Origin of the sequence: Candidatus Pelagisphaera phototrophica (genome assembly GCF_014529625.1) — a bacterium.
GTDB lineage: Bacteria > Verrucomicrobiota > Verrucomicrobiia > Opitutales > Opitutaceae > Pelagisphaera > Pelagisphaera phototrophica.
Map to the genome: position 1 here is coordinate 1,847,118 of NZ_CP076039.1, position 22,591 is coordinate 1,869,708.

The following is a 22,591-nucleotide window of genomic DNA, read 5'->3' on the forward strand; positions in this document are numbered from 1 at the left end:
AGTATGGATATGAAAGACACGTTGCTCTTTTATTGCAAGGTCCTGGACAATCGGGAAGACTAGAACAAGTTATATGGCAGACGATGGCATCCAAGTAGAAGGTAAGATAGTAGCGGTTCTTCCCGGGACTATGTTCCGAGTCGAGCTTGAAAACGGTCATACAGTTCTAGCCCATATATCCGGTAAACTGAGGAAGCACTTTATCAAGATCACCGCGGGTGACATGGTGAAAATGGAAATGAGCCCCTACGACCTGGATAAGGCTCGGATAACCTATCGCTTAAGGAACAGCTCTCAATCGAGGAATGCCCCAATTCGTTCGTTTGGACCGCGTCGCCGCCGTTAGTTTAGTAAAGTAATAGGGACTTGCTGAATTAGGTTTAGGCTCTTTGGTTAGAAGCCTGTGACTTTCATTATGCTGGAAGAGATTGAAGCCTATCTAGCGTTTGCGTCGTTGGAAAAAGGGCTAGCTGAGAACACCGTCCTAAGTTATCAGCAGGATATTCAGCAATTCGCTTCCTTTGTCACTAAAGTCCATCGAAGGAAAAAGTGGAGCCAAGTGAAAGCGGGAGACGCTTCTGATTGGATTTACACATTGAGTGACCAAGAGTACTCCAACGCGAGCCTTTGCCGCAAATTGAGCACCCTACGAACGTTCGTATCCTACTTGCTTAGGGAGGAGAAAATCGAAAAGTCCTTCCTCGAGCTAGTTACCGGCCCAAAATTGCGACGGAAGGCCCCGGATGCATTGACAATCAGTGAAGTGGAAAGGCTGTTGGATGCACCGGATCTGACGACCCCGGCGGGTCTCCGAGATCGGGCGATCCTCGAGCTGCTTTATTCTTCGGGACTGCGAGTGAGCGAACTATGCGATGCTAAACTGCAGCAGATCGATATCGCTAGTGGAGCGGTCAAAGTATATGGAAAGGGGTCCAAGGAGCGGGTGGTTCCAATGGGATTTCAGGCAGTAATTGCGCTGTCCGACTATCTTGATCAGGGAAGGCCTCGATTGGTTAAGCCGATCACAGGAAGTGGGTGTTTTTTAAGTAACCGGGGAGTTCCGATTTCTCGAAAGACGGTATGGGTCATCGTTAAGAAATACGCCCGCAAAGCAGCGATCGAGAAACCGGTGAAACCTCACGGCTTAAGGCACTCATTCGCGACCCATCTGTTAACGGGAGGGGCTGACCTGCGAGTGATCCAAGAATTACTGGGGCATGCGGATATTTCTACCACCCAAATTTACACTTCGGTAGAGGCTGAACGCGTTAGTACCGCGCACGAGGAGTTTCATCCAAGAAGTAAAGGAAAGGCTGACTGGTAGGCGAATTGGCAAAAAAAACGCTCACTGAATAATCCAGTGAGCGTTCGGAGTTGAGAGTTTTCGATTTTAGAAGCTTGGTTCTGTCGTGCTTGTCACGCCAGGCTGAGCGATGTTATTTCCTCCAACAGCCCAATGTATGTCGTTTATCAATACCTTGTATTCAAAGGCACTGTTTGTGTCAGACATTGAAACAGACCAGGAGTCGGCCCCCTTGCAATCCATGGGGACGCCACTCCTCCAGGATAATCCTGGGGCGTCACCGCGAATATAGAGGAGGTTACCGAATCCAATGTCGATTTTAGCTTCGATTACAGTCTTTGAGTGTTTGCTCGCTGCTGGTTTCTTAGCTGTTTTCTCCGCCGGCGTTTTTTTTCGAGCTGCCGTTTTGACAGCTGTTTTTTTCGCCACTTTTTTGGCAGCTTTTTTAGCTACTTCAGTAGTCGCTTTTTTCATGTTTACGCTTTCTTATTTTTATCAAGTCGGAAGAAGATTGCGACTCAAAATAGCGGCAATCTACCTTCAGAAGCGCGATTTCCATACCACTTTGATACAGGAATACAATAATTGCTTCCACTTTCCTGTGACGAATCCGTAAAGGTGGCTTTGCTTACGAAGGAGAGACCGGAGACAAAGCTCACAAGTTCCTCAATCAGTGGGCAAATAAAAAAAAGCCCACGCTTCATGCGAGGGCTTTTGTAAAATTGATTTTGCCGGACGATCCTAACGGAGGACTAGGAACTCGACGCGGCGGTCTTCGGCCATTTGGGCCGCCGATGCGTTTTCGATCGCATTGAGATCGCCTTTCGAGAGGGTTTCAAGTCGTCCAGGGGAAACTCCCAAGGTTTCTAAGTATTGGCGAACGCTTTGAGATCGGCGATCACCAAGGCCAAGATTGTACTCCGGAGTGCCCCGCCAGTCGCAATGGCCCTCCAATACTATGCTGTGCGAGGGGAAGTCCCTCAGATAATTGGCGACTTGAGTAAGTTTCGCTCGCTCGCTCGCTTTGATACTCGAGGAGTCAAAATCGAAATAGACCATTGCGGATATGATCCCGCGTTCACCGGATCCATCTCTACCTTGGCCGGATTCAAGCGTTGTTTCGCCCGGAGCGAAGGTGCCCGAATCACTCAGACTGTCAAAGCTTTCTCCACGTCCCGACGTGTCCGAGGATCCCATGACCGTGTCTAGAGGATTGGGGCGGCGGGGTTTCTTCTTACAGCCGGAGAATCCGACAGCGACGGCGATAATGAGGATGTATAGGATGGACTTTTTGGAAATCATAGATCTGAACACTTCAAATACAATTGACTATTCGGTAAAATTTCCGTTCGGCAAGAATTATAAACGGTTGAAGGGTATTTCTTATGGATGACAAGGCTTTGGGAAGGAAATCGGGAATCGTTTTGGTCGATAATGGGTCCCTAAACCCGAAATCAATTCTCGAAGCGAGATCGCTAGCATCGTCGCTCTCCAAACGCCTCCAGCGATCGGTTGCCTCGGTATCGGTCGCTCACAGCGACGGAGTTCCTGCCTGTGAGCTGGGAGGCCTTCGTGCCCAATTGTGGAAATCCTACCTTGAAGAAGCTGTCTCGTCTGGAAGACAGGAAATATTCGCCATCCCCTTATTCATTGGGCCGGGGTTTGCTTTAAAGAAGGGGAAAAAGATGGGTTTAGCTCAGTCCAAGGCAAGCGGAGGACCGATCGTTAGATGGGCGGACCCACTGGTTAGCATGACGGAGCAAGACTCGCTCCTTACTGAAATTTTGGCGGAGAACGTTCTCCGGGTTTTGGATGCGAGTAGGGCAGAGCCAAAGGGTCACAGGGTCATGTTGGTAGATCATGGGAGTCCCTTCGTGGAAGTAACTGCTTGCCGCAATTTCGCCGCTAGCCAGCTTCAGAGTGCTCTAGGAAATCAAGTTGAATCAGTAGTCGGCTGTTCGATGGAACGGCGGGAAGGGAAGGAATTCGATTTTAATGAACCTTCGCTGGAAAAGGCTCTGAGCAGAGCGGTGGAGGAGGGAATCGAGAACGTTGTCATTTGCTATCTCTTTTTATTCTCGGGAAGGCATGCCGGTTCTGGGGGGGATATCGACCAGATATGCCTAAAAGCAGGTTGGAGTCCGAGCCGGAATCTATTGAAAACTGATTTGATTGGCTTGAATCCGAAGCTCTTGGACCTGCTGGAAATCCGCTTGAATTCAATTCAGCCCAAGCCCGAGTTTCAATAAGCTAAAGCTGCTTCTTAAATAATAATAGAGGCAGTAAAAAACTGCTTGCCTTTGGATTCGATCGCAACTGAATAGCCAACTTCTCGTTTTCCGAGGGCGGGTCGATAGCTCAATCGGTAGAGCAGTTGCCTTTTAAGCAATTGGTTCTGGGTTCGAGTCCCAGTCGACCCACCACATAAGTCCCTAATAAATAGAGACTTAACAAGCTAAAAAAGTTAGCTGCTTGACCTGCTTAACCGTTGTGCTTAACCCTTGTTGATAGGAATTTCAATTGTTCCGATTTGATTCGGAGGGGACACTTGTTAGACCTTCAGATTCACTGGGCCCGTGTAGAATGTATGAGTCCAAATAATCAGTATGAAGGTTCTCTAATGTGCTCGCGAAGGATGCCCTAACCTGAGTTTCATAATCCGAATGAGGGTCAAAAGGAAGGCGATGGTCATGCCCTCTTTGATACGTGTATTTGCTTTGTAAGAATAAATCTTCTCGTGCAATGCCTTCTTTTTTCAATTCCAATAAAGCATCGCCTGCATAATCCTCTCGGTAATGTCTTTTTTGATTTGCCGTATCAATCGCGCGGAATCCCGCTTTAACAGCTTGCATAACAAGCTTGGCGGTTTTATTCTCTTTCCATGCTGTTCCGTAAATAATGGGGGGTAGTTTTATCTTCATTGACTCTTCCAATTTGATCCAAATTTCGATTCTTAATATCCGAACTTATTTAAAACCTCCTGCACCAAACCCGACCGGGGTACTTTTTGAAATTCACGAAGGGGTCTTGCAAGCTGGGTAAGTTTTGAGACATTTGCGTCATGAATGCCCGCAAATGACAACATTTCTTTGATTGTCTCATAATTGTTGTTTCCGGTTAAGTCTTCCGTCTTTACAATTTTATAGTTTTGGCCCAGATGCTTTTCGCTCCAGTCCAATATATCCTTGTATTGAGCAGCCCAAAGCATTTCAAACCTGCCTCTTTGATCCAGTTCAGAATTCTTTTCAAAATAGGCGTCGTATAGCTCCTCCCTGCCCTGGATATGCATTTGTCTAATGCCCCTCACGTCTCTTACGATAAGAATGAATTTAAGTTTGGGAAAAAACTTGTACATAAAAGGCATCCAAAATAAATTATAAGGTTCTTTCCACCCCCATATTCTTGGAGCTCTTTTTTCTGAACAAATGTTCTTGATTAATTGCTCACAGCAGGACTCTATTTTTTTTCTTAAAGTTGTTTCCACATTCATGGGATCATAATTAACCGTATGTGTATTCTTCACGAGTTCGGCCATGAGATTAAAGTCATTCAAGCCGGATCGTCTTTGGCTAAAAGAATCCAGGGTTTTACGGGAGGAATAAAGCAGTCCAAATGAGGAAGTTTTTTGAAATATTTGCGCGGCAAGCCTTGTTCCGCTGCCACCCTGCCCGGCAATAATTACGGGATCTTGTTGGCCAACAAGATCTTTAAGGAGAGGTTTTCTTCCCAACCAATAGCGGAGTTGTATGATTTTTTCATTTAAATTATCCAAATGAGATTCTTGCCACCACTCTGCTTGTCTAAAGGGCTTGGTCATTGGGGACTTATTTTAATTTGCCTAGAGGCATGAAATATCCACGGTGGTTGATAGGAAATTCAATTGTTCCGATTTGATTCGGAGGGGAGGTTGATAGGAAATTCAATTGTGTTGATAGGAAATTCAATTGTTCCGATTTGATTCGGAGGGGAGGCTAAAGGTTGATTTCGCGCTTTCAAGTTAGAAATTAATGATAAAATTAAAATTATAAAAATTCAAAATTATATATTTATCAAATCTATATAGAAATAAATTTAAAAAAAATATTGATACTTATAGCAATACATATAAAGTAAATCATCAATTTATATATATTTTTTTTAACGAGTTGTAAGTCTCATTTGTTACTAAAAACTTTATTGATCGTTTTAAATTTAAAATTAAAAAATTTTTAAAAATTCTTATTTTCTTAACTCTTTTTCGAATTAATTTCCCAGAAAATAAATGATTATGAGAAGTAGAATTAATACCTTTTGAGACTAAATAATGCGCAAAACATCTTTCAGAAGCAAAAATTTTACTGGGTTGATTCCTAACAGATGAAAGATTACCAAAATGATTAAGTCTTTTTTCTGAATTATTATTTTTAATAAATGAATAATTTTTAAAATCATTTTTTAACTCTTGGTAATAGCAACAAATTCTCTCGAAGAACATATTTTTTGAGGGATTTATTCCTATATATTTGGTGGGGAAATTATTCCATTCTATTCTAGTACTACCTTTTGCTCTAATTATAAAGTCTGGATTTAATGGAATATATGGATAATTTATCCAGTCTTCACTTAGATAAAAAGAGAAAATTTCATCATAAAAGTCTGCTAATAATTTTGTATCCTCAATATCAAAAGCAAATATAATGTCAGATCTCAAGAGCATATTCCCCTTACTTACGGAATTCAAAAAACCTTGCTTTATATTGTATTCAAGTAAATAAGGATTTAAAAATGCTATATCACTTCTCATTCTTAAAATTGTTCTAAATCCCTTTACTTGCCATTCTTTTTTCCATTTATAGAGGGATTGTTTAAATTTTAACCATTGAAGCATATTATTTTGATGCTTTACCTTTTTTAAGGCCTCTTGATAAAATTCATCTTCCTCGCTAAAACAAAATCCAGAAGAAATTTTTTCCAAAAAATCTCTATGACTTTTATGTATACTTAAAAAACTTGACTTGTCAGTATAAAAATAAAAATCAGTATAATTTTTTATTTTATCTGCCCATTTTATAAATTCACTAGCATTTCTAATTTCTCCATTAACTATTAATACAGTTTTTTTATCAAATTTATTAATCAATTCTTTTGTTTCAGTTTTATTTATATAATCATTAAAATTTTTTTCTGATAGTTTGCAAATAATTTTTTTATGAGTAATTTCACCTCTTTCAAGGTTCTCAATTTGATAAGCATCATCATAACCAAATTCAAATGACCATCCCTTTTGTTTATATTTTTCAATAAAATTCATACAAAAAAGTTATAATAAACCTAGCTTTAATATTATATATTAAGGAATTTCGATATATTTAAATTCAATAATAAAAGATAAAAAATTAAGTAATCTAATATATTCTTTAAATTATTAACTCTGCGAGCTATCAGCCAAAACATTTGCAAAACCTAATATAGCTTGATTGGTGATCTTAATGTAATCCAGGAAGCAGCTATTAGATTTCGCTTTGTTGATAGGAAATTCAATTGTTCCGATTTGATTCGGAGGGGAGTTGATAGGAAATTCAATTGTTCCGATTTGATTCGGAGGGGAGGCTAAAGGTTGATTTCGCGCTTTCAAGTTAGAAATTCCGTGGATTGGTTGGACTACATGGCTTTATTGGTACCGTTGGTCGAGTTAAATGGCTGGCACTCGTCGATTTCGCGAAAATGACCTGTAGTATCTGCCTATTTGTTGAAGAATGCCTGGGGCCGACCGCTACGATGCTGTCCCGCTGGGATCTTGAGTCCGAAAAACGCTTAACCCTCATATGCAAAATTGGGCCGTCAGAGGCTGATTAGTGCTTTTTTAAGGTGTTACAAAATGGTTTGCAAAGCACTAATAGTGAAACATTTGAACACAAAAGGCAAAATTTCGACACGCTGCGGCTTTCCCTTTTAAGCAATTGGTTCTGGGTTCGAGTCCCAGTCGACCCACCACATAAGTAGCTAAAAAACAACGACTTAAGAAGCCGTAAAGTTTAGTGACTTGACTTCCGTAACCGCCATTCGTAACCGTTAGAGATTACGGCGGTTACGGAAACTCACAAAGACCCTTACACTTATTCAAAGACGCGGACGCCTAACCTCGTTAGGTACGATAGGACCAAGGAGTACTATCTCCTTTACAAACTTAACGGCAAGCAGGTCCGAACGGCGCTAAAAACTACTAACTACAAGGTGGCCGTTAATCGGCGAAACGAAAAGATGCTGCTTATTGAAAAGCAGCGGCAGACAGTTACGCCTAGCTCTGGCGATAGTGGCGGACCCATAACCATCGGCGATTTGTGTGATGAGTACGCAGAGAAAACGCGTAATGATTTCACACTAACAGAGAAAGCAAAATACGCGAGGCTCTCTGCCTTGAAACAACTGTTCATTCCACAGTGAAGAGCATATTGTCGCGCCCGACTACAATCGGACCAGAATAGATTTCGGCCATACCACGGACAAAATTATTCTCCTGTGCTTCCAGAGGCTTGATCGAAGGAACGAGGTGCGTGAGGACGAGCTTTTTCGCATTCACCGCCTTGGCCACTTCAGCGACCTCCAGGGTGGGTGTATGATGCGACATCAGGTCTTCCACCATAGCGCCGGTTCGTGGACGGTTTCTTATGAGCATAGGTAAAGTCCGATTCAATATCGTAACGTTCATGGCTTCGTGTATCAACAGGTCACATCCCTGCGCCGCATCGATCAAGCTGTCTGACTTCTTCGTATCGCCAGAAACGACGACGGATTTTCCCTCGTAATCGAAGCGATAGCCGACAGCCGGAACAATCGGCTCATGGTCGACGTTGAACATCGTTATTTTGAGGCCATCCTCATCAAAGATCACCCCTGGTTCAAACTCCCGGACCTCACATTGCATGGCCTGTTCCGACCAGTGTTCCCCGTGATGGTCGATTCGGTACTTCTCATCAATAGCTACGGATGCAACGATCTTGTTGACGACATCCTTCGTGCCTTTGGGTCCCAGAACTATCTGCGGCTGATCGGGGTTAGCCCCTCCACGTCGAAACATCATCCAGTCCAGATCAGCGGTGTGGTCGAGGTGGAAGTGCGTATACAATACATAATCCACGGTCTGATAGCCGTTCTCCGTCAGACGTGCGGTGCTCCCGGGGCCTGTATCAACCATGAATGTTTTGCCACCTGCTATGATAAGCGTTGCCGCCTTCGCGCGTTCCGGATTAGGAATGGGGATGCCGGTCCCCAGCAGCAGAGCGTGAAGGCCAGTGTTGGGAATCTTCGATCTGGATTGCCCAGGTCCCCGGAGTTGAGCCTCGGTCGGCGTTAAAGTAAGAAATGCAAGGGTCAGTGCGAGTATTAGATAGCCCGTTGTTGAGTATGTCATTGTATCTTTCTGTTGATAGGAAATTCAATTGTTCCGATTTGATTCGGAGGGGAGGGTCAGAAGTTGGTTTTGCGTTACCAAGTTATAAACTCCGTGCAAGCCTCAAAATCCGCGCAACCCTTAAAATCCGCGCAAATCTAACCGGTTTAAGATTGTCGTTAAGTTCGCGTTGGGTGATGAGGCCTAATCGGTGCACGGCCATAAGCCTGCTATTCCAGTTGTGGATGGTGTCTCTGGGTCTGATGAACGCCTTGAAAAGAGCAAAAGAACTACGGAAAGACTCATTGAAATCGTAGGTGCAATGAACCAACTCCTTCGGAAAACAGGTCCAACTGATAGGTGCGTCTGAGTTGTGTTTGAGCGATTGCAGGTGAAGACGAGTATTCCATCCGAGGATGGCTGATTCATAAAGCCCTAATTTTTGGTTGACCATTTGTTGGTCCCAGCAATCCGGCAAGAACTCATCGCGAATTGATTGCAAGAATGCAAGTGTCCTGTCATTGCAATGGATGAGGATTAGCCCGATATTGACTTCCTGCCCGTTGTGATTGTCGGCAAACACGAAATCATATTTTTTGTCTAGTGAGCTCACGAGGTTTTGGAAGGTCGTGAGGTTGTTTTTGTTTATGCTCCAAGTGCAATCTGAGAAAATAATGCTTTTACCCAGGTTCGATTGGATTGCGCTGATGACAAGGCCAATTTTTATTGGGACACCTTTAAAGTGGTGTCCTTGCTTTTCATTTAGGTTAAATTTTTCGATGGGTATGGGGTAAACGTGAAAGTCATTCGATAGGCTTGTTGCTAACGTTTGGTGCCAAAATGCATAGTCGGGCGTATAAAAATAGAACCAAGTAAGCCTGTCTTCACTAGCGAAATTGCCCATGTGGGAGCTCCTTTAATTGTTGATAGGAAATTCAATTGTTCCGATTTGATTCGGAGGGACCAGGATCTTTTCGCAAACGTGTCTTTCTGGACCAAGTCGCACGTGTCTCGAATGTTCGAGCCGCAGACTTTAACAACGACGAATGCCTAAACCTTTTAGTCATAAAATATGGATACAAACAGGAGGAATTCGATGGATGAAGCAAATCGCTCCCTGGAAGGTTGAGAGCAAAACGCTCTTCCGTCTTTCCGGTGCCATGAATCTATGTCGACGGATTTTAATCAAGACGGACATTTAGATTAGGATTCAACTCAAGATCAAGAATCCGCAATTGAGCTATCGCCTCGGAACGACTCAACAGATCTTCATAAGAAAAAGACGACAAGGCAATTGCATGCACACGCGCCGACACTTCTTCCATACCCAAAACCCTATTCTGCAGTTGGCTCTGCATTTCGGAAATCTCCTCGACCAACATCGAGCGAAGTCCCATCGGCAACCAACTTTCGCCCAACAAAGATTCCAATATCGTTTGCATGCGCTTAATGGCCGTATCCTGATCGACATTTGAAACAACCCCATCCACGAGCCAGTGTGGGAGCTCCACATATCCCGTTTCCCCATCTACCTGTGAATACTTCATAATCTACAAAACTCCCATTTCACTCCGACTACTTTTAGCAAACGATTTTCACTGAAAAACGAATTCCGAAATTTCAACGATCATCTTATTGCAACTAAATCAAAACACCCGCTTTTGATTATGCACTCCCGCAATTGCAACGATTTCGCAACGCTCTGATCAGCCCAATTTCAAGCTAATGAAATCAATCTGCTTGTTGATAGGAAACTCAATTGTTTCTATTTGATACGGAGGGGGCTAAAAGTTGGTTTTGCACTACCAATTTAGATCCCGCGATTGCCCCACCTAGAAACCTTGGTCGGGGGCGACGCTTTGCTAATAAAGTGCGAAAGTATCGGTTGTTAATGCTGCTGTAACTTTAGCCTAGGGATTGTCACTGGAATGTAACTCCGGCGGCTTTACAACCGAGTTCGGTTAACTGAGATTGAAAACGTTTTTCACTCAGTAAGAGCGGGATGGCAATGCGTATAGAAGTACCGAATCTTGAATACAAATATCCCCGTTCGAGTGCGGATAGGGAGCGAAGCAGCTGTCTCGTCCGATCGAGTTCTTGACGAATCGCAAGCGAAGTATGAAAGTCGTCATCGCTACCTACGGATCTACAGGAGATATCTTCCCTTTGATCCGCCTCGGAGTAGCTCTCAAGGAATCGCGACATAAAGTGTCATTCGCGACGAGCAAGGCCTTCCGCAAAGACGTGGAGAGTGCGGGATTGTTTTATCGTCAGTTGCCGCCGCATTGGGAACGCCGCGAACTGATGCGGTGTATGGCGCATATACAGAAATTTCGCTCTCCGGTTCGGCAGTTGCGAGAGCTCTATCGATTAGCCCTTCCGTGTTTCGACGACATTATCGATGGACTGGATGAAGCCTTAGAAGATGCGGATTGCTTGATTTCGTCGTATCTCTTTCCGGTAGGGAAGTCGATCGCGGACCGGAAGGGCATTCCTTCTGTTAGCTATGCCTTCGCTCACAATACCATCCCCTCAGGGAGCTATCCGCCGCACGGCACTCCTCGCATGAAAGCACTGCCTCCGTGGATACGCTGTCGCTGGAACCGTTTTGCATGGCTACTAGGCAATGTGGTAGTCGATCGAGCCATCAATCGTACGATTTCGGGCATACTCGAACGGAAAGGCCTGCCGCGCGTTCGCAATTTCTTCTCGAAGCCTTCGGATCTCGTTCTCGTTGGCGTATCCTCTAGTTTGATGCGTCCGGAGATCGACTTGGATCCTAGGTTCCAGTTTACGGGCTATTGTCGCTGGCAAGCGCCAGAGTGCGAAGCAAGCGAAAGACATCTGCGGGATTTCAAAGGCGACGAAGGATTACCGGTACTGACCTTCGGCAGCATGGCTTACGACGACCCCAAGAGGTGGTTAGATCGGCTCATTGGGAACTGGCCATCGGATCGAAAAATTATCCTACAGCCAGGCTGGTCGGGCTTCTCGGTTCCGGAAGGGGCGGACCACATTCTCGAGCTGGGCCCCATGTCGCACGATCAGCTGTTTCGTCACGCTTCTGTCGTCATTCACCATGGGGGAGCGGGGACCACTGCATCGGCCTTGTACGCGGGCAAGCCTCAAATCATCGTGCCGCACGTTGGGGATCAGAGCTTTTTCGCGTCTGAGGTAGAGCGACTGGGCTGCGGAATTAGGCTTGGCAAGAAGCGATGGCCCGAGCGCTTGGGGGACAAGGTCGAGGAAATTGAGAAAAACCAAGTCTATCGGTCCAAAGCGATCGAGAATCGGGCTTTGCTTGAAGAGGAAAACGGACCGCAGTCGGCGGTCGAACGGATCGAGTCGTTCGCCGCGGCAAGTCGATGCAGCGAAGGCGAGCCTTTACCGTCGAATTTGGTTTGGGAGATGAGCACATGAAATTAGAGATCGTCACTGAAACCTTTCCACCGGAAGTGAATGGAGTCGCTATGACGCTCGAGCGAATCGCTTCGGGCATGCTCGATCGAGGGCACGACGTAGGGATCGTTCGCCCGAGGCAGGGCGGTAACGATCGAAGCGGCTATGTGGAAGGCTTGCGTCACTCGGTTTCTCGCGGCTTTCCAATTCCTGGATACGCGGGCTTGCGGTTCGGCTTGCCTTCACGGAAACGTTTTATGCGCGATTGGGGAGAGTATCGGCCGGATTTAATTCATGTCGCTACGGAAGGGCCGCTCGGATGGAGTGCGATCCAGGCAGCTCGAACCCTGGGTATCCCGGTGGTCTCTTCCTATCATACGAAGTTCTCGTCCTACAGTGACCACTACAATATCGGTTTTCTGCGTCGTCAGATTGGGCACTACTTGCGTTTCGTGCACAATCGCACCCAAGCGACTCTCGCTCCTTCGTCGGACTCCATGAAGGAGCTGTATAACGAAGGCTATCGGAATCTCTATTTGCTCGAGCGTGGCGTGGATACAAAATTGTTTTCACCTATGAAGCGCGATGAATCTTTGCGATCGGAATGGAAATGCAAGGCCACGGATACGGTTGCCTTGTATGTCGGAAGGGTAGCGAAGGAAAAGAACTTGGATTTGCTCATTGAGAGCTACAAGCAAATGAAGGCGATATCGCCTAGTACGCGGCTGGTCGTGGTAGGCGACGGACCTGAACGGAGCAAGCTTCAACGCGTTTGCCCCGAAATTGAGTTCGCAGGAACACGTCGAGGTGAAGATCTAGCTCGACACTATGCGTCGGCAGACGTTTTTCTATTTTCCAGCTTAACCGAGACTTTCGGCAATGTGGCGATCGAAGCTATGTCGAGCGGATTGTATGTGTTGGCATATGATTACGCAGCGGCAAGTCGTTTCGTGCAGTCGGGCACGAGTGGACGTACTGTAGGTTTCGGCGATCGGATGGAGTTTCTGAAAGCGGCCCGAGAGATCGCGAGTAATCGCGGCGATTGGGACGAAATACGAGCAGCGGCTCGCGCAAGCGTACTTGGCTATTCGTGGAATTCGATTGTGGAGCAATACGAACAACTGCTCGATCAGATAGTTGCCAAGCGAAACGGAGTTCCCGCTCCCTCTAAGAAAACGAGACCATCATTGCTCAATCCTGTTCGCGGTAGACCGAAGTCTGCCCCTGCGAAAACGCTAGCATCCGTACCCAAGGGCGAAACGCTCCCAATGTAAAAAAGTAGTCCTAATACCGCTAAGAATTTCCTCCCAATTCTTCACGCCATGAAAAAAGTCACCTTGCCATTCAAAACTATCATCCTGTCGGACATCCACCTCGGCAGTCCCTATTGCCAGATCGAAAAGGTCAATAAGTTCCTCAAGCACTCTAGCGCTCGAAAGATCATCTTAAACGGCGACATTATCGATGGCTGGTCCCTGAAGCGGCAGGGAGGGTGGAAGCCGGACTACATGAAGTTCATTCGCATCCTACTTAAGCGGATCGAGCAAAAGGGCGTGGAAGTCATTTATGCGAGGGGTAACCATGACGATATCCTCGAGTGTTTCATTCCGGTTACTTTTGGCGGGCTTCGTGTAGTGGAGGAGCATATACACCAAGGTCGGAAGGGTAAGTATCTGGTGATTCACGGAGACATATTCGACTCGGTTACCCAGAACACTAAATGGATATCCGTGCTCGGCGACGTGGGATATCAGTTGCTTATGGCGATGAATCGCCTCTACAATCGATACCGCTCATGGCGAGGCAAAGAGTACTACTCGCTAAGCAAGAAGATTAAATCGAAGGTCAAGCAAGCGGTTAGCTTTATTAGCGACTTCGAAACGGAAGTCGAGAAGCTAGCTAGAAAGCGGGGGTGCCACGGGGTTATGTGTGGTCATATTCATACGCCTGATAACAAGATGATCGGTGATATCCACTATTTGAATTCTGGAGATTGGGTGGAGTCGAACACAGCCTTGGTCGAGCACTTTGATGGTAGTTTCGAGATTCTAGAATACGACGAATTCTGCCGTCGCTTGGAAGCCCAAGAGAAGGAAATTAAGAAGAACAAGGTATCCAGCAGGACGTATTCTCCGACTCGCGAAACCGCAACCGACTGGGACATGGCCGATTTCGAAATCGTCGTGGACGAAGAATTGTAGCGGCTAACAGGTAGGGCTGGCGACGAATCGCAGCCCTGCCATCACCATCTTGAGACAAGGTGCGCTTCCCTTGAATTCGAAAAGCGGTACTAGCCCTATCAAAGAGTTCTTCCATGCCAGATTGCGTAATCTTGAACTAGGGTGAGACCTCGATGGCGTAGTAGCTCAGATTGTATAAGCTATGGGATTGGATTATTGACGCGAGGACGCGGGAGGCTACAGGCAAAGAGTGTCGGAAAAAATGTCCCATGATCAAATCATCGAAGCCGAAGAATTAGCCGCTTCCTGGATTTACAAAATAAAAAACAAGAATGACCCTAGTTATAACCTCTTTAATCGACTGTGCGATTCTTCCGCATCGGAAGAGACCACACCGAAACCATAATCAAAGGAATTACATCAAAGCACTTTTCCTAACCACACACATCGCTCTTTGTCTTACCCTGCATCAAGCTCAGGGTAAGGAATCGATCATCCACAAAGCTGATATTTGTGTCTACGGCGGTACGGCGAGTGGCGTCATGGCGGCCCTGGCAGCGGAGAGAGAGGGAGCGAAGGTCATCCTGATCGAGCCCAGCCGCTGGCTGGGTGGCATGACCGGCGGTGGAATCAATCATCTGGACTGGGGCAAAGGCAGCACCGTGGGTGGCTCGACCTTCAAGATCCTAATGGAGGGCGTGGAGGTTAAGGAACAGAAGCATCATGGCGGAAATGCCATCAAAGGCATCGGCAACAAAGAGTATCGCGAGCGCTTTAAGAAACTGGTCGAAGACCAGAGCATCACCGTGATCTACGAGCACCGCCTCGGCAAACTTCAGGTTGGTGACGCTACTATCGACGCACCGACGCGCCTGCGGCCGATCGCCATGAACGAAACTTACGAGGAGAAGAAGGAGGGCCAATCCATCCAATCCATCACACTCGACCACGCCCCTTTCGACAAAAAAGGCTGCCCCATTCCCGAGCCCAATAAAAGCGACGCCATAACGGTTTCGGCGAAGGTGTTCATCGACTGTTCCTACGAGGGCGACGTGCTCGCTATGAGTGGGGCCAGCTACACCTGGGGCCGCGAGTCGCGTGAAAAATACGGCGAATCGCTGGCCGGCGTGCGTCCCAATCTGTGGGTCCATGACATCGACCCCTACGTCGAGCCGGGGAATCCTGAGAGTGGCGTGCTTCCCTTCGTTCAGGATCGGAAGATCGGCCCGTTGGGCAGTCCGGATGACTTAACGATGGGCTACTGCTTCCGCTACGAGTTCGACATGAGCGGCAAGGGCATACCGGTCCCCGAACCTGAGAATTACGATCCAGTCGAATTTGAAGTCTATCGCCGGGCCATTCGCGATGGTGTCGACATTTTCTCCAATCGACACATGAGATCGACGCTCAAGAAGTTCTCGGTGCATAAGAAAGGGCCATTCGTCGGAGGTGCCCAACTTAATCGCAACCTGATGGCGTCCACTGTTCACGGAATCAACGATGACTATCCGAATGGGGACTGGGCGACGCGGTCGGGGATCTGGAAGTTCCACCAGGAGTTTCTGAGCAAGTCGATTCACTTCGCCAAAACGGATCCCATGGCCCCTGAAAGCATGAAGCGGCAAGCCAGCCAGATTTCCTTCAGGAGGGGAGTCTTCGACGAAACCGGTGGCTGGCCGCACCAGTTGTACATTCGCCAGGCTCGCCGGATGGTCTCGTCCTATGTCGTGACCCAGAATGACCTGGAGGGGAAAACCGATCCGCCGCACACCGTCGGCCTCGCCGCCTATGGGGTTGACGATTTCCCATACACCGTGGTCGCTCAGGATGGAAAAATCGCGGTGCAGGGCGGCGGCTTTTCCATCATTTACCTAGACGACGGGAAGTACAACGGCAGCTACAAGATCCCCTACGAAGCCATCGTCCCGCACAGGGGAGAGTGCGACAACTTGATCGTGCCCGTCTGCGTTTCGGCCAGCCACATCGCCTTCACCTCATTGCGCATGGAGCCGGTCTGGATGGTTCTTGGCGAATCTGCCGGCGTGGCCGCGACCATGGCTCTGGATGCCAAGATCCCCGTGCAGGACGTTCCATACCAGGAGTTGCGCAAGAAGCTGGACGCCCTGGGCCAGACCCTGGAGCGGATTCCGCCACAACCTCTGAACGCACCGGATGTGCCACAGTAGCAGGCCTGCTTAAAGTCTCAGGCCGACTGGAACCAGGGAGGCCAGAGACAGCATCTCCAAAGAAATGCCATCCGATCAACTCGCCGAAGCGCAGAAAATGGCCCGCGAGATGGTGGAGGCCAACCCCAAGCTGATGGGTGAGTAGAGGATGTTTGTGTAACCGCCATCTCAAAAATTGGGCAAAAACTAGGGTTTATCTACGTTTTTGGCTGGTCATTAATCGTTCCTTAGGTTTTTGTAACTAGTTGGGAAAGAGCGAAATAGGGCCAAATAAAACGTAAAGGAATATCAACTACGTTCACTCGTAATGAATAGGTCGTCGGTTCGATTCTGGTGGGCGGATCCATTACGCGATCTGGTTTAGGTGGCACAAATCCAACCACATTAGGATCGGGACTGGAGTTGCCTGGCCGCGTCTACGTTAATGGGGCTACAATTCAGATTTAAATGGTTCATTCGTCGAGACATTATTATCAACGGTTATCCCGCTTGGAATTTATGCAAAGACCCACGACGCAGGTTCCGCGGCAGCACTCCACGAAGCGGGTGTAATCCTCATAGTTAATGATGTGCGAAGGATGGGTAGAGCGATAACTATTTTCAAGGCAACTGATACAAGGCCCAACGAGCTTTTTTTCCCCTGAGGTGCCGGTCCCTTTCAGAAAGGGAATCAAAGTTTTCGACAGTGTTTGAACGGGCTACAAAGTCAGAAAAATGCCGTTCTGAGCCTAAGATTTGTATTCACCTATACCACCAATCGGTCCTTCCTGCCGTATTTGAGATACAGCGATCAAGGAAGTTTGTATCGCTCATACTAGTAACTAATTTTTTCAATTCCCAACAAAGGCGTCGATGATGGTAGCTTGCGCTGCGGATGAGCTTGCTCAAAAGCATAAGCTATTCTAATTATGGTCTCTTCGTCAAAGTGCCGCCCTAGGAATTCAATCCCGACCGGGATTCCGTCCACATTAAAACCTGCTGGAACGGTAAGCGTTGGAAGCCCAGTCACGGTAGAAAGACGATTACCTTCACCTCTTCTTCTGTCACGTGGCGGGTTCGGCGAGTTGCCCTCATCCGCAATAGCCTCCTGAAGAGTTCTAATTGGCTTAGTCTCATGCGGATAAACGATTGCATCGAGAGACCAACGATCCATTAGATTATGAATAAATTCCCGCATTGTATCTCGTCCTTTAATAAGATTTATGTAGGCAGGATTGTTAGTCATTTCGGGGGCCGCTTGCTCCTCCGCATAACGCTCTTTAAGCCGACCAAGGATACCTCCAGAGGAGGTTATGTCCTCTAATGTTTGGTATGGGAATGAGGGTTCGCGCATAGAAAAATAAACCTCCATCGCGGCCCTGTTTTCGAATCGCCCGTAGCTTGTGTCGCGGATTATTTGCCAAAGATCTACGGCAACTGTTATTGGGTCGATGACTATGGCTCCTTCGCTTTTCATTTTACTTATTGCTGATTCAATAAGTTTGACGGCAGGAACATCCTCAGGCTCACTCCCGAAAAGTGCCCGTAAAACGCCTATTCGAGCTCCTTTTAAACCTTCCTGATCCAAAGCGGACAAATAATAGTCAGACGAAGTTTGGCCAAGTCCTTTAAAAGTGAAAAGATCTGCGGCGTCTGTACCAGAAATCACGCCCATCGTAATTGCAGCATCAGTTACGTTGCGTGCCATGGGCCCGGCTCTGTCGTAAGTAATCGAGATTGGAATTATTCCACCCCGAGAAACAAGTCCCTCTGATGGTGAGAACCCGACTAAATTTGCTTTTGTCGAAGGATTCCGAATTGATGAGCCTGTCTCGGTTCCCATCCCAATCCATCCGAAAAGTGCTGCGACGCCAACACCCGAACCTCCAGATGAACCACCCGGAATCTTATTAAGATTATAAGGATTCAGCACTTGCCCACCAAGGGAGCTCGTTCCCGTTGAGCCTCTGGCGAATTCGTCGAGATTGGTCTTCGCTAGGATAATCGCTCCAGCCTCACGCAAACGTCCTATTGTGAAAGCATCACGCTCAGGAGTCATTCCTTCCAAAGCGATTGCTCCACCGGTCGTCGGCATGTCGAAAGTATCGTAATTGTCCTTAATAATGAAAGGAACTCCATGGAGGGGTGACCTGGGTCCAGAAGTCCTTCGCTCAAGATCAAGTTTGCGGGCAGTCGCCAAAGCGTTGGGATTGATCGTCAGAATTGCATTTAATTCAGGACCTTTCTTGTCAAAAGCCTCAATTCTTTTGAGGTAAATCTCGACAATTTGTTCCGATTCGACGCCGGCGTCATACGCATTCTGTAGATCCAGAATTGTTGCGGTGCTAATATCAAGCACACCGCCGAACGAACTAACATTACAAAAAATGCAAAAAAGGGGGACTGCTCTCGCAAGCAGATTACTATATAAATCTACAAATCTCATAATTACATCACGCTCGAAAGGTCTCACTCGGACAACTTATACGGACAACCCTATTCAAATAGAAACGTAATTATGTGATTTGAAAATTTTTCAAAAGTCGCGATGTCCTTTTTAAAAAAAGACAACTAACGGCGAACCCTATCGTAGTTATAAATAGGTTACCCTAAGTGCGTTTTCTCGATCCATTATTTCGATACTAGCCTGAAGTAAATGCAATATGTTAAGGAATTGAAAAGGCCAATCTTTAGGACAAAGGAAACACTTTTAATTATGATAATTTAAACAAAGGTGAGTTTGGCCTCTCCTTATCTTTCGACCGATAATTGAATTCAGCCGCCAGCAAAGATTGCTTGAAACCCTCTTGCTTTGTAAAACGTTCAATCGCGGCAGCAAATTCAGGGTTCGGAGAAGCGATATTTAACCGCTCCCAAAGAGGAAGTCTAATCGGCAGATATTGCGAGACTGAATTCACAAGCAGAATGATCAATCAACCCTTGCTTATGATGGAAGAATACGTTCTCCAAACGTGCATGTCTTACCGGTTACAAGTCGCGTATTCGATTCCACTCATATTTGGTAATCTAATCAAAATCTCCGTCCATTATTGCTCTAGTTTTCAATTCGTTAAACTCTCGATTCTGAGCATAAGCGGAATATTCCTGGATAACGCTTAATGATTTCTCTTGCCTAATTTGGGGTGGGGCGATGGTCGAGTTCTGTCTCAGTTCAAAGATAATAAATTCTAGTCCAACAAGGACCCCGACGTTGGGAGTCGCTGTGCTTAAGGTATTTGTTTTCAGAATGCCGCGTTAGATAATAATAAGCCGCATTAAGGGCAAGAGCTACAAAATTGGGGCTATCTTTCAACTACGCGAAGACTTGCGCAGAATGGAGAATTTTTAAAAGGAGTACGTGAACGAAGCTAAGGTTCTTACGGAGGCTAGAGAAGCCGAAAAATTACCTGAGGCTTCATGCCACGGGTCGAATTGGAAAAGTTACAATCCAGCCGGAAAAATGGGAGAGAGATCGCAAAGAGAAAGCGTTGCAGCTGAGTGGCTATCAATTGGAGGTGGATTTGTATCACAATACATTCAAAACCAAGGGGCGCCAGTTCAAAGAGGGCCATCATCTATTTCTAAGGGGAGCTCAGGTTTTTCTGATGGGCGTTGTAGTCGATTTTGCCGTCGCGAAAAACGACCGAGGAATGGTGGTTACGGAATCGTGGGATTCTAAGAGCTCAAAATTATTCATTTCGGTAGCGGGTTAGCGGCACTTACCGCTTGGGAATTGGGCGTGTTGCGTATGGCCCTCAAAAGTTCTGCCATGCGAGCGACCCGTTTAGGGTGTTGCTCAAATAGATTGTCCCGTTCCTGCAGATCGGATTTGAGATTGTAGAGTTGGCCAATGGGTTGCCCGGGATCGTAGTCAAATGGGCTCCAACCGATGCCTCCACCGCCTTGAATCATGAGAAGCTTCCAGTCGCCAACGCGAATGCCATAACCGCCCCGATAATTGTCGTGAACGAGGATTTCGCGATTAGGTCGTTCCGCTTTTCTCCCCAATAGTGCACTCAGAAAGCTTATGCTATCAGGTCCAGCGTCCTCGGCGAGCTGGATATCGAGCAACTCTCCCAGGGTCGCCATAACATCGGTTAGGGCGACCAATTCGTCGGAGGTCGAACCCGGTTCTATCCTACCTGGCCAGCGAGCAAGAAGCGGAACACGATGGCCCCCTTCCAGCGATTCCGTTTTCTGGCCGCGCAGCGAGCCATTGGTCATGTGGCCGTTGTGATCGACGAAGGTGGCGGGCTTGTGGCCCATTTGGACGCCCCCGTTGTCACTGGAAAAGAATACGAGGGTGTCATTGGCGAGTTTCAATCCATCGATGGTATTGAGGATTTCCCCAATGGACCAGTCTAGCTCAAGAAGAAAGTCCCCGTACACGCCAATCTCGCTCGTACCTTTGAACCGCTCGTTGGGGGCGTAGGGACCATGGACGTTGCGGTGAGCGAAGTAGAGAAAGAAGGGCTTTTTGGCTTTTTGGGCCGTGCCCTCTAGCCACTCTACAGCTTTCTCCGTCAAAACCAGAGCAACGTCTTGTTGTCGGTATTTGGCTCCCTCGCCGCCTTTGAAGTGATGACGGGGCGGATACATGTGTCGTTCGAAGTAGGAGGAGCGGTGAAGCCAGCGTTCGTCCATGATCAGCTCGAGCGGAGAACTTTCCGTTAAGCCGACAACATGGTGATTTTCGATAAAGACATGAGGCTGCTGCCCGACGTGGGGAATGCCGAAGTAGTAGTGAAATCCGGCTTCCAAAGGTCCTGGAGCGATTTTCCCGTTGTAGTCTATCCCTTTGAGGTCGTCCCAGCCGGGGGTTCCCGGTCGGCCGTAGCCGAGGTGCCACTTCCCAATCAGCGCAGTTTTATAGCCTGCTTCGCCCAGCATTTTTGGGAGAGTGTACTGATGGTCGTCGATCAGCATCGGGTCGGTTGACCAGACGTTGGCCGTCTTCGCCCAGGTACGCCAGCTATAGCGCCCGGTCAGCAGACTATAGCGAGTTGGGCAGCAAACTGGATGGGGCGAATGGGCGTCGGTGAACTTTATTCCCTCGATTGCCAGCCGATCAATGTTGGGCGTCTGTACTTTGGTGGCCCCGTAGGAACTTAAATCTCCGTAGCCAAGGTCATCAGCTAGGATAAATACGATATTGGGTCTGTCAGCCGCGACCGAGCACAGTGCCGCTGAGAGAGTGACCAGACAAAGAATACTAGCTCTCATAGAACGCTATCGAATTTCAGACTACTGTGTTCGGGTCGATAGCGATCGCAATCGCGAGGATGACCCAAGGAACTTGAGCCGATAAACTTATAATTTTTTTCACGAGTTCTTATTTGACTAAATTACTTTGCCAGATTCGAACGAAACACCTCAGTATGTACTCCATTCGCTTATTTTGGTTTTCTATTGAAACCTAAGTCCTATGGGAAGCTTCTAATAGTCATCTAAGGCTCCACAGCAGCCCTTCTTGGAGCTGGGGTTGCGGCTCTAGCCTTTGCAAGGTGCAGGCTGGGATAGGGTATCTATATTTTAGTTCGTTTAGTCGATCGTCCCTTTCTTTTTTGCAAGGAACCTGAATAGTCTCAACATTGTTAAATCCATTCCACGATGAGAACTGATTGTATCTGATTACTTCGTTAAGTTATCTACCTTTAGTAAATTACCCAAAAAGATCTTTTAAGACTTTACCATTTTGGCAATGGTCTGGGTATCCTCAAAAGCCTCAAAGGTTTTCAATTTATTGTCCTGCACAGACCACATATGGATACTCTCAGTTTTTAGGCTACCATCAGTGAGAAGCACCCTTACAAAAATGGTATCATCGCACTCCCAGTACCTGATTGGTTTGAGGGATAAAGTAGGAATGCTCTGAGCAAGAATCGAAAAGTTCTTTTCGATGATTTCACTTGGACCAATGTAGCTCCCGGCGAAAGCGTAGTCGCCATAGGAGATAAATGAGATCTGGTCATCCATTAACTGTCTTAAACTCTCAATGTCACCTTCTCCAAATAATTGATATGCCTTCTCAACGGTTTCTAAATTTGTCATAGCAAGAAAAAGAGTTAGTTTTGTTGAAAATGTACAGTGCAAACGACTCTTCGAAGACAGCAATTTGTTTCGGAATCCCGCTGGCCTAGAATTGGGTCAAGTTTGGAAGATTTACCCTTTGGCT

Annotated in this window: 19 protein-coding genes, 1 tRNA gene and 1 pseudogene; 10 read left to right on the forward strand and 11 right to left on the reverse strand. The window is 46.9% G+C overall.

Translation table 11 applies throughout. From position 1 onward, the window contains the following. The first annotated feature begins 73 nt into the window (after window positions 1-73). Together infA and xerD are read left to right on the forward strand one after the other, a co-directional pair. A complete protein-coding gene (gene infA / locus GA004_RS07895) occupies window positions 74-346 on the forward strand; it encodes a translation initiation factor IF-1 (protein ID WP_343218829.1) in 273 nt (90 codons plus the stop codon). Between the two features lie 69 nt (window positions 347-415). After that, window positions 416-1,324: a site-specific tyrosine recombinase XerD gene (gene xerD / locus GA004_RS07900; RefSeq protein WP_283396782.1), complete on the forward strand. Its 909-nt coding sequence runs from the start codon at window positions 416-418 to the stop codon at window positions 1,322-1,324. Between the two features lie 66 nt (window positions 1,325-1,390). Here xerD and GA004_RS07905 read toward each other — a convergent pair whose 3' ends face one another. Further along, window positions 1,391-1,777 carry a hypothetical protein gene (locus GA004_RS07905; RefSeq protein WP_283396783.1) on the reverse strand — a complete coding sequence of 129 codons (387 nt, stop codon included), beginning with the start codon at window positions 1,775-1,777 and terminating at the stop codon, window positions 1,391-1,393. A 267-nt stretch (window positions 1,778-2,044) separates the two neighbouring features. Then, entirely contained in the window at window positions 2,045-2,605 is a 561-nt protein-coding gene (locus tag GA004_RS07910; RefSeq protein ID WP_283396784.1) for an OmpA family protein, read from the reverse strand. Window positions 2,606-2,688: 83 nt separating this feature from the next. Between GA004_RS07910 and GA004_RS07915 the strand changes: the two genes are divergently transcribed. Continuing rightward, window positions 2,689-3,552 carry a sirohydrochlorin chelatase gene (locus GA004_RS07915; protein WP_283396786.1) on the forward strand — a complete coding sequence of 288 codons (864 nt, stop codon included), beginning with the start codon at window positions 2,689-2,691 and terminating at the stop codon, window positions 3,550-3,552. 98 nt (window positions 3,553-3,650) lie between these two features. After that, a tRNA-Lys gene (locus tag GA004_RS07920) sits at window positions 3,651-3,726 on the forward strand. 93 nt (window positions 3,727-3,819) lie between these two features. Here the strand turns inward: GA004_RS07920 and GA004_RS07925 are convergent. The 3 genes from GA004_RS07925 to GA004_RS07935 all read right to left on the reverse strand — a co-directional run bounded on the left by GA004_RS07925 (window position 3,820) and on the right by GA004_RS07935 (window position 6,593). Then, window positions 3,820-4,224, reverse strand: coding sequence for an aldo/keto reductase (locus GA004_RS07925; protein WP_283396787.1), 405 nt, complete (start codon window positions 4,222-4,224; stop codon window positions 3,820-3,822). 32 nt (window positions 4,225-4,256) lie between these two features. After that, window positions 4,257-5,120 carry a sulfotransferase gene (locus tag GA004_RS07930; protein WP_283396788.1) on the reverse strand — a complete coding sequence of 288 codons (864 nt, stop codon included), beginning with the start codon at window positions 5,118-5,120 and terminating at the stop codon, window positions 4,257-4,259. A gap of 300 nt (window positions 5,121-5,420) precedes the next feature. Further along, on the reverse strand, window positions 5,421-6,593 hold the full coding sequence (locus GA004_RS07935) for a hypothetical protein (protein ID WP_283396789.1): 1,173 nt from the start codon (window positions 6,591-6,593) through the stop codon (window positions 5,421-5,423). 923 nt (window positions 6,594-7,516) lie between these two features. Between GA004_RS07935 and GA004_RS07940 the strand changes: the two genes are divergently transcribed. Beyond that, window positions 7,517-7,726, forward strand: coding sequence for a hypothetical protein (locus GA004_RS07940; RefSeq protein ID WP_283396790.1), 210 nt, complete (start codon window positions 7,517-7,519; stop codon window positions 7,724-7,726). Here GA004_RS07940 and GA004_RS07945 read toward each other — a convergent pair. The 3 genes from GA004_RS07945 to GA004_RS07955 form a co-directional block, all read right to left on the reverse strand. Beyond that, a complete protein-coding gene (locus GA004_RS07945) occupies window positions 7,713-8,693 on the reverse strand; it encodes an MBL fold metallo-hydrolase (protein WP_283396791.1) in 981 nt (326 codons plus the stop codon). The genes GA004_RS07940 and GA004_RS07945 overlap by 14 nt on opposite strands. 82 nt (window positions 8,694-8,775) lie before the next feature. Beyond that, window positions 8,776-9,576: a hypothetical protein gene (locus tag GA004_RS07950; protein ID WP_283396792.1), complete on the reverse strand. Its 801-nt coding sequence runs from the start codon at window positions 9,574-9,576 to the stop codon at window positions 8,776-8,778. A 277-nt stretch (window positions 9,577-9,853) separates the two neighbouring features. After that, window positions 9,854-10,219 (reverse strand): hypothetical protein, encoded by a 366-nt coding sequence (locus GA004_RS07955; protein WP_283396793.1) that lies wholly within the window; start codon window positions 10,217-10,219, stop codon window positions 9,854-9,856. 571 nt (window positions 10,220-10,790) lie between these two features. Here GA004_RS07955 and GA004_RS07960 point away from each other — a divergent pair. From GA004_RS07960 to GA004_RS07975, 4 genes are all read left to right on the forward strand, one after another. Next, window positions 10,791-12,092, forward strand: coding sequence for a glycosyltransferase (locus GA004_RS07960; RefSeq protein WP_283396794.1), 1,302 nt, complete (start codon window positions 10,791-10,793; stop codon window positions 12,090-12,092). After that, window positions 12,089-13,345 (forward strand): glycosyltransferase family 4 protein, encoded by a 1,257-nt coding sequence (locus tag GA004_RS07965; protein ID WP_283396795.1) that lies wholly within the window; start codon window positions 12,089-12,091, stop codon window positions 13,343-13,345. Before GA004_RS07960 ends, GA004_RS07965 begins: the two co-directional genes overlap by 4 nt. 48 nt (window positions 13,346-13,393) lie before the next feature. Continuing rightward, window positions 13,394-14,272 carry a UDP-2,3-diacylglucosamine diphosphatase gene (locus GA004_RS07970; RefSeq protein ID WP_283396796.1) on the forward strand — a complete coding sequence of 293 codons (879 nt, stop codon included), beginning with the start codon at window positions 13,394-13,396 and terminating at the stop codon, window positions 14,270-14,272. 311 nt (window positions 14,273-14,583) lie between these two features. Next, window positions 14,584-16,437: an FAD-dependent oxidoreductase gene (locus GA004_RS07975; protein WP_283396797.1), complete on the forward strand. Its 1,854-nt coding sequence runs from the start codon at window positions 14,584-14,586 to the stop codon at window positions 16,435-16,437. An 814-nt stretch (window positions 16,438-17,251) separates the two neighbouring features. Here the strand turns inward: GA004_RS07975 and GA004_RS07980 are convergent. Both GA004_RS07980 and GA004_RS07985 read right to left on the reverse strand, forming a co-directional pair. Then, complete coding sequence (locus GA004_RS07980) at window positions 17,252-18,775, reverse strand: amidase family protein (protein ID WP_283396798.1); 1,524 nt, start codon at window positions 18,773-18,775, stop codon at window positions 17,252-17,254. Window positions 18,776-20,109: 1,334 nt separating this feature from the next. Continuing rightward, window positions 20,110-21,639 carry a sulfatase family protein gene (locus GA004_RS07985; protein ID WP_283396799.1) on the reverse strand — a complete coding sequence of 510 codons (1,530 nt, stop codon included), beginning with the start codon at window positions 21,637-21,639 and terminating at the stop codon, window positions 20,110-20,112. Between the two features lie 228 nt (window positions 21,640-21,867). Here GA004_RS07985 and GA004_RS18170 point away from each other — a divergent pair. Continuing rightward, window positions 21,868-21,936: pseudogene (locus tag GA004_RS18170) on the forward strand (VPDSG-CTERM sorting domain-containing protein); the annotation flags it as partial. A gap of 159 nt (window positions 21,937-22,095) precedes the next feature. On the opposite strand, the gene GA004_RS07990 reads toward GA004_RS18170, so the two are convergent. After that, on the reverse strand, window positions 22,096-22,467 hold the full coding sequence (locus GA004_RS07990) for a hypothetical protein (protein WP_283396800.1): 372 nt from the start codon (window positions 22,465-22,467) through the stop codon (window positions 22,096-22,098). Between the last annotated feature and the right edge of the window lie 124 nt (window positions 22,468-22,591).

Excerpts from the sequence above, each read along its gene's own strand:
- infA (WP_343218829.1), top strand. The coding sequence starts at position 74 with ATGGCAGACGATGGCATCCAAGTAGAAGGTAAGATAGTAGCGGTTCTT.
- xerD (WP_283396782.1), top strand. The coding sequence starts at position 416 with ATGCTGGAAGAGATTGAAGCCTATCTAGCGTTTGCGTCGTTGGAAAAA.
- GA004_RS07905 (WP_283396783.1), bottom strand. The coding sequence starts at position 1,777 with ATGAAAAAAGCGACTACTGAAGTAGCTAAAAAAGCTGCCAAAAAAGTG.
- GA004_RS07910 (WP_283396784.1), bottom strand. The coding sequence starts at position 2,605 with ATGATTTCCAAAAAGTCCATCCTATACATCCTCATTATCGCCGTCGCT.
- GA004_RS07915 (WP_283396786.1), top strand. The coding sequence starts at position 2,689 with ATGGATGACAAGGCTTTGGGAAGGAAATCGGGAATCGTTTTGGTCGAT.
- GA004_RS07925 (WP_283396787.1), bottom strand. The coding sequence starts at position 4,224 with ATGAAGATAAAACTACCCCCCATTATTTACGGAACAGCATGGAAAGAG.
- GA004_RS07930 (WP_283396788.1), bottom strand. The coding sequence starts at position 5,120 with ATGACCAAGCCCTTTAGACAAGCAGAGTGGTGGCAAGAATCTCATTTG.
- GA004_RS07935 (WP_283396789.1), bottom strand. The coding sequence starts at position 6,593 with ATGAATTTTATTGAAAAATATAAACAAAAGGGATGGTCATTTGAATTT.
- GA004_RS07945 (WP_283396791.1), bottom strand. The coding sequence starts at position 8,693 with ATGACATACTCAACAACGGGCTATCTAATACTCGCACTGACCCTTGCA.
- GA004_RS07950 (WP_283396792.1), bottom strand. The coding sequence starts at position 9,576 with ATGGGCAATTTCGCTAGTGAAGACAGGCTTACTTGGTTCTATTTTTAT.
- GA004_RS07955 (WP_283396793.1), bottom strand. The coding sequence starts at position 10,219 with ATGAAGTATTCACAGGTAGATGGGGAAACGGGATATGTGGAGCTCCCA.
- GA004_RS07960 (WP_283396794.1), top strand. The coding sequence starts at position 10,791 with ATGAAAGTCGTCATCGCTACCTACGGATCTACAGGAGATATCTTCCCT.
- GA004_RS07965 (WP_283396795.1), top strand. The coding sequence starts at position 12,089 with ATGAAATTAGAGATCGTCACTGAAACCTTTCCACCGGAAGTGAATGGA.
- GA004_RS07970 (WP_283396796.1), top strand. The coding sequence starts at position 13,394 with ATGAAAAAAGTCACCTTGCCATTCAAAACTATCATCCTGTCGGACATC.
- GA004_RS07975 (WP_283396797.1), top strand. The coding sequence starts at position 14,584 with ATGACCCTAGTTATAACCTCTTTAATCGACTGTGCGATTCTTCCGCAT.
- GA004_RS07985 (WP_283396799.1), bottom strand. The coding sequence starts at position 21,639 with ATGAGAGCTAGTATTCTTTGTCTGGTCACTCTCTCAGCGGCACTGTGC.
- GA004_RS07990 (WP_283396800.1), bottom strand. The coding sequence starts at position 22,467 with ATGACAAATTTAGAAACCGTTGAGAAGGCATATCAATTATTTGGAGAA.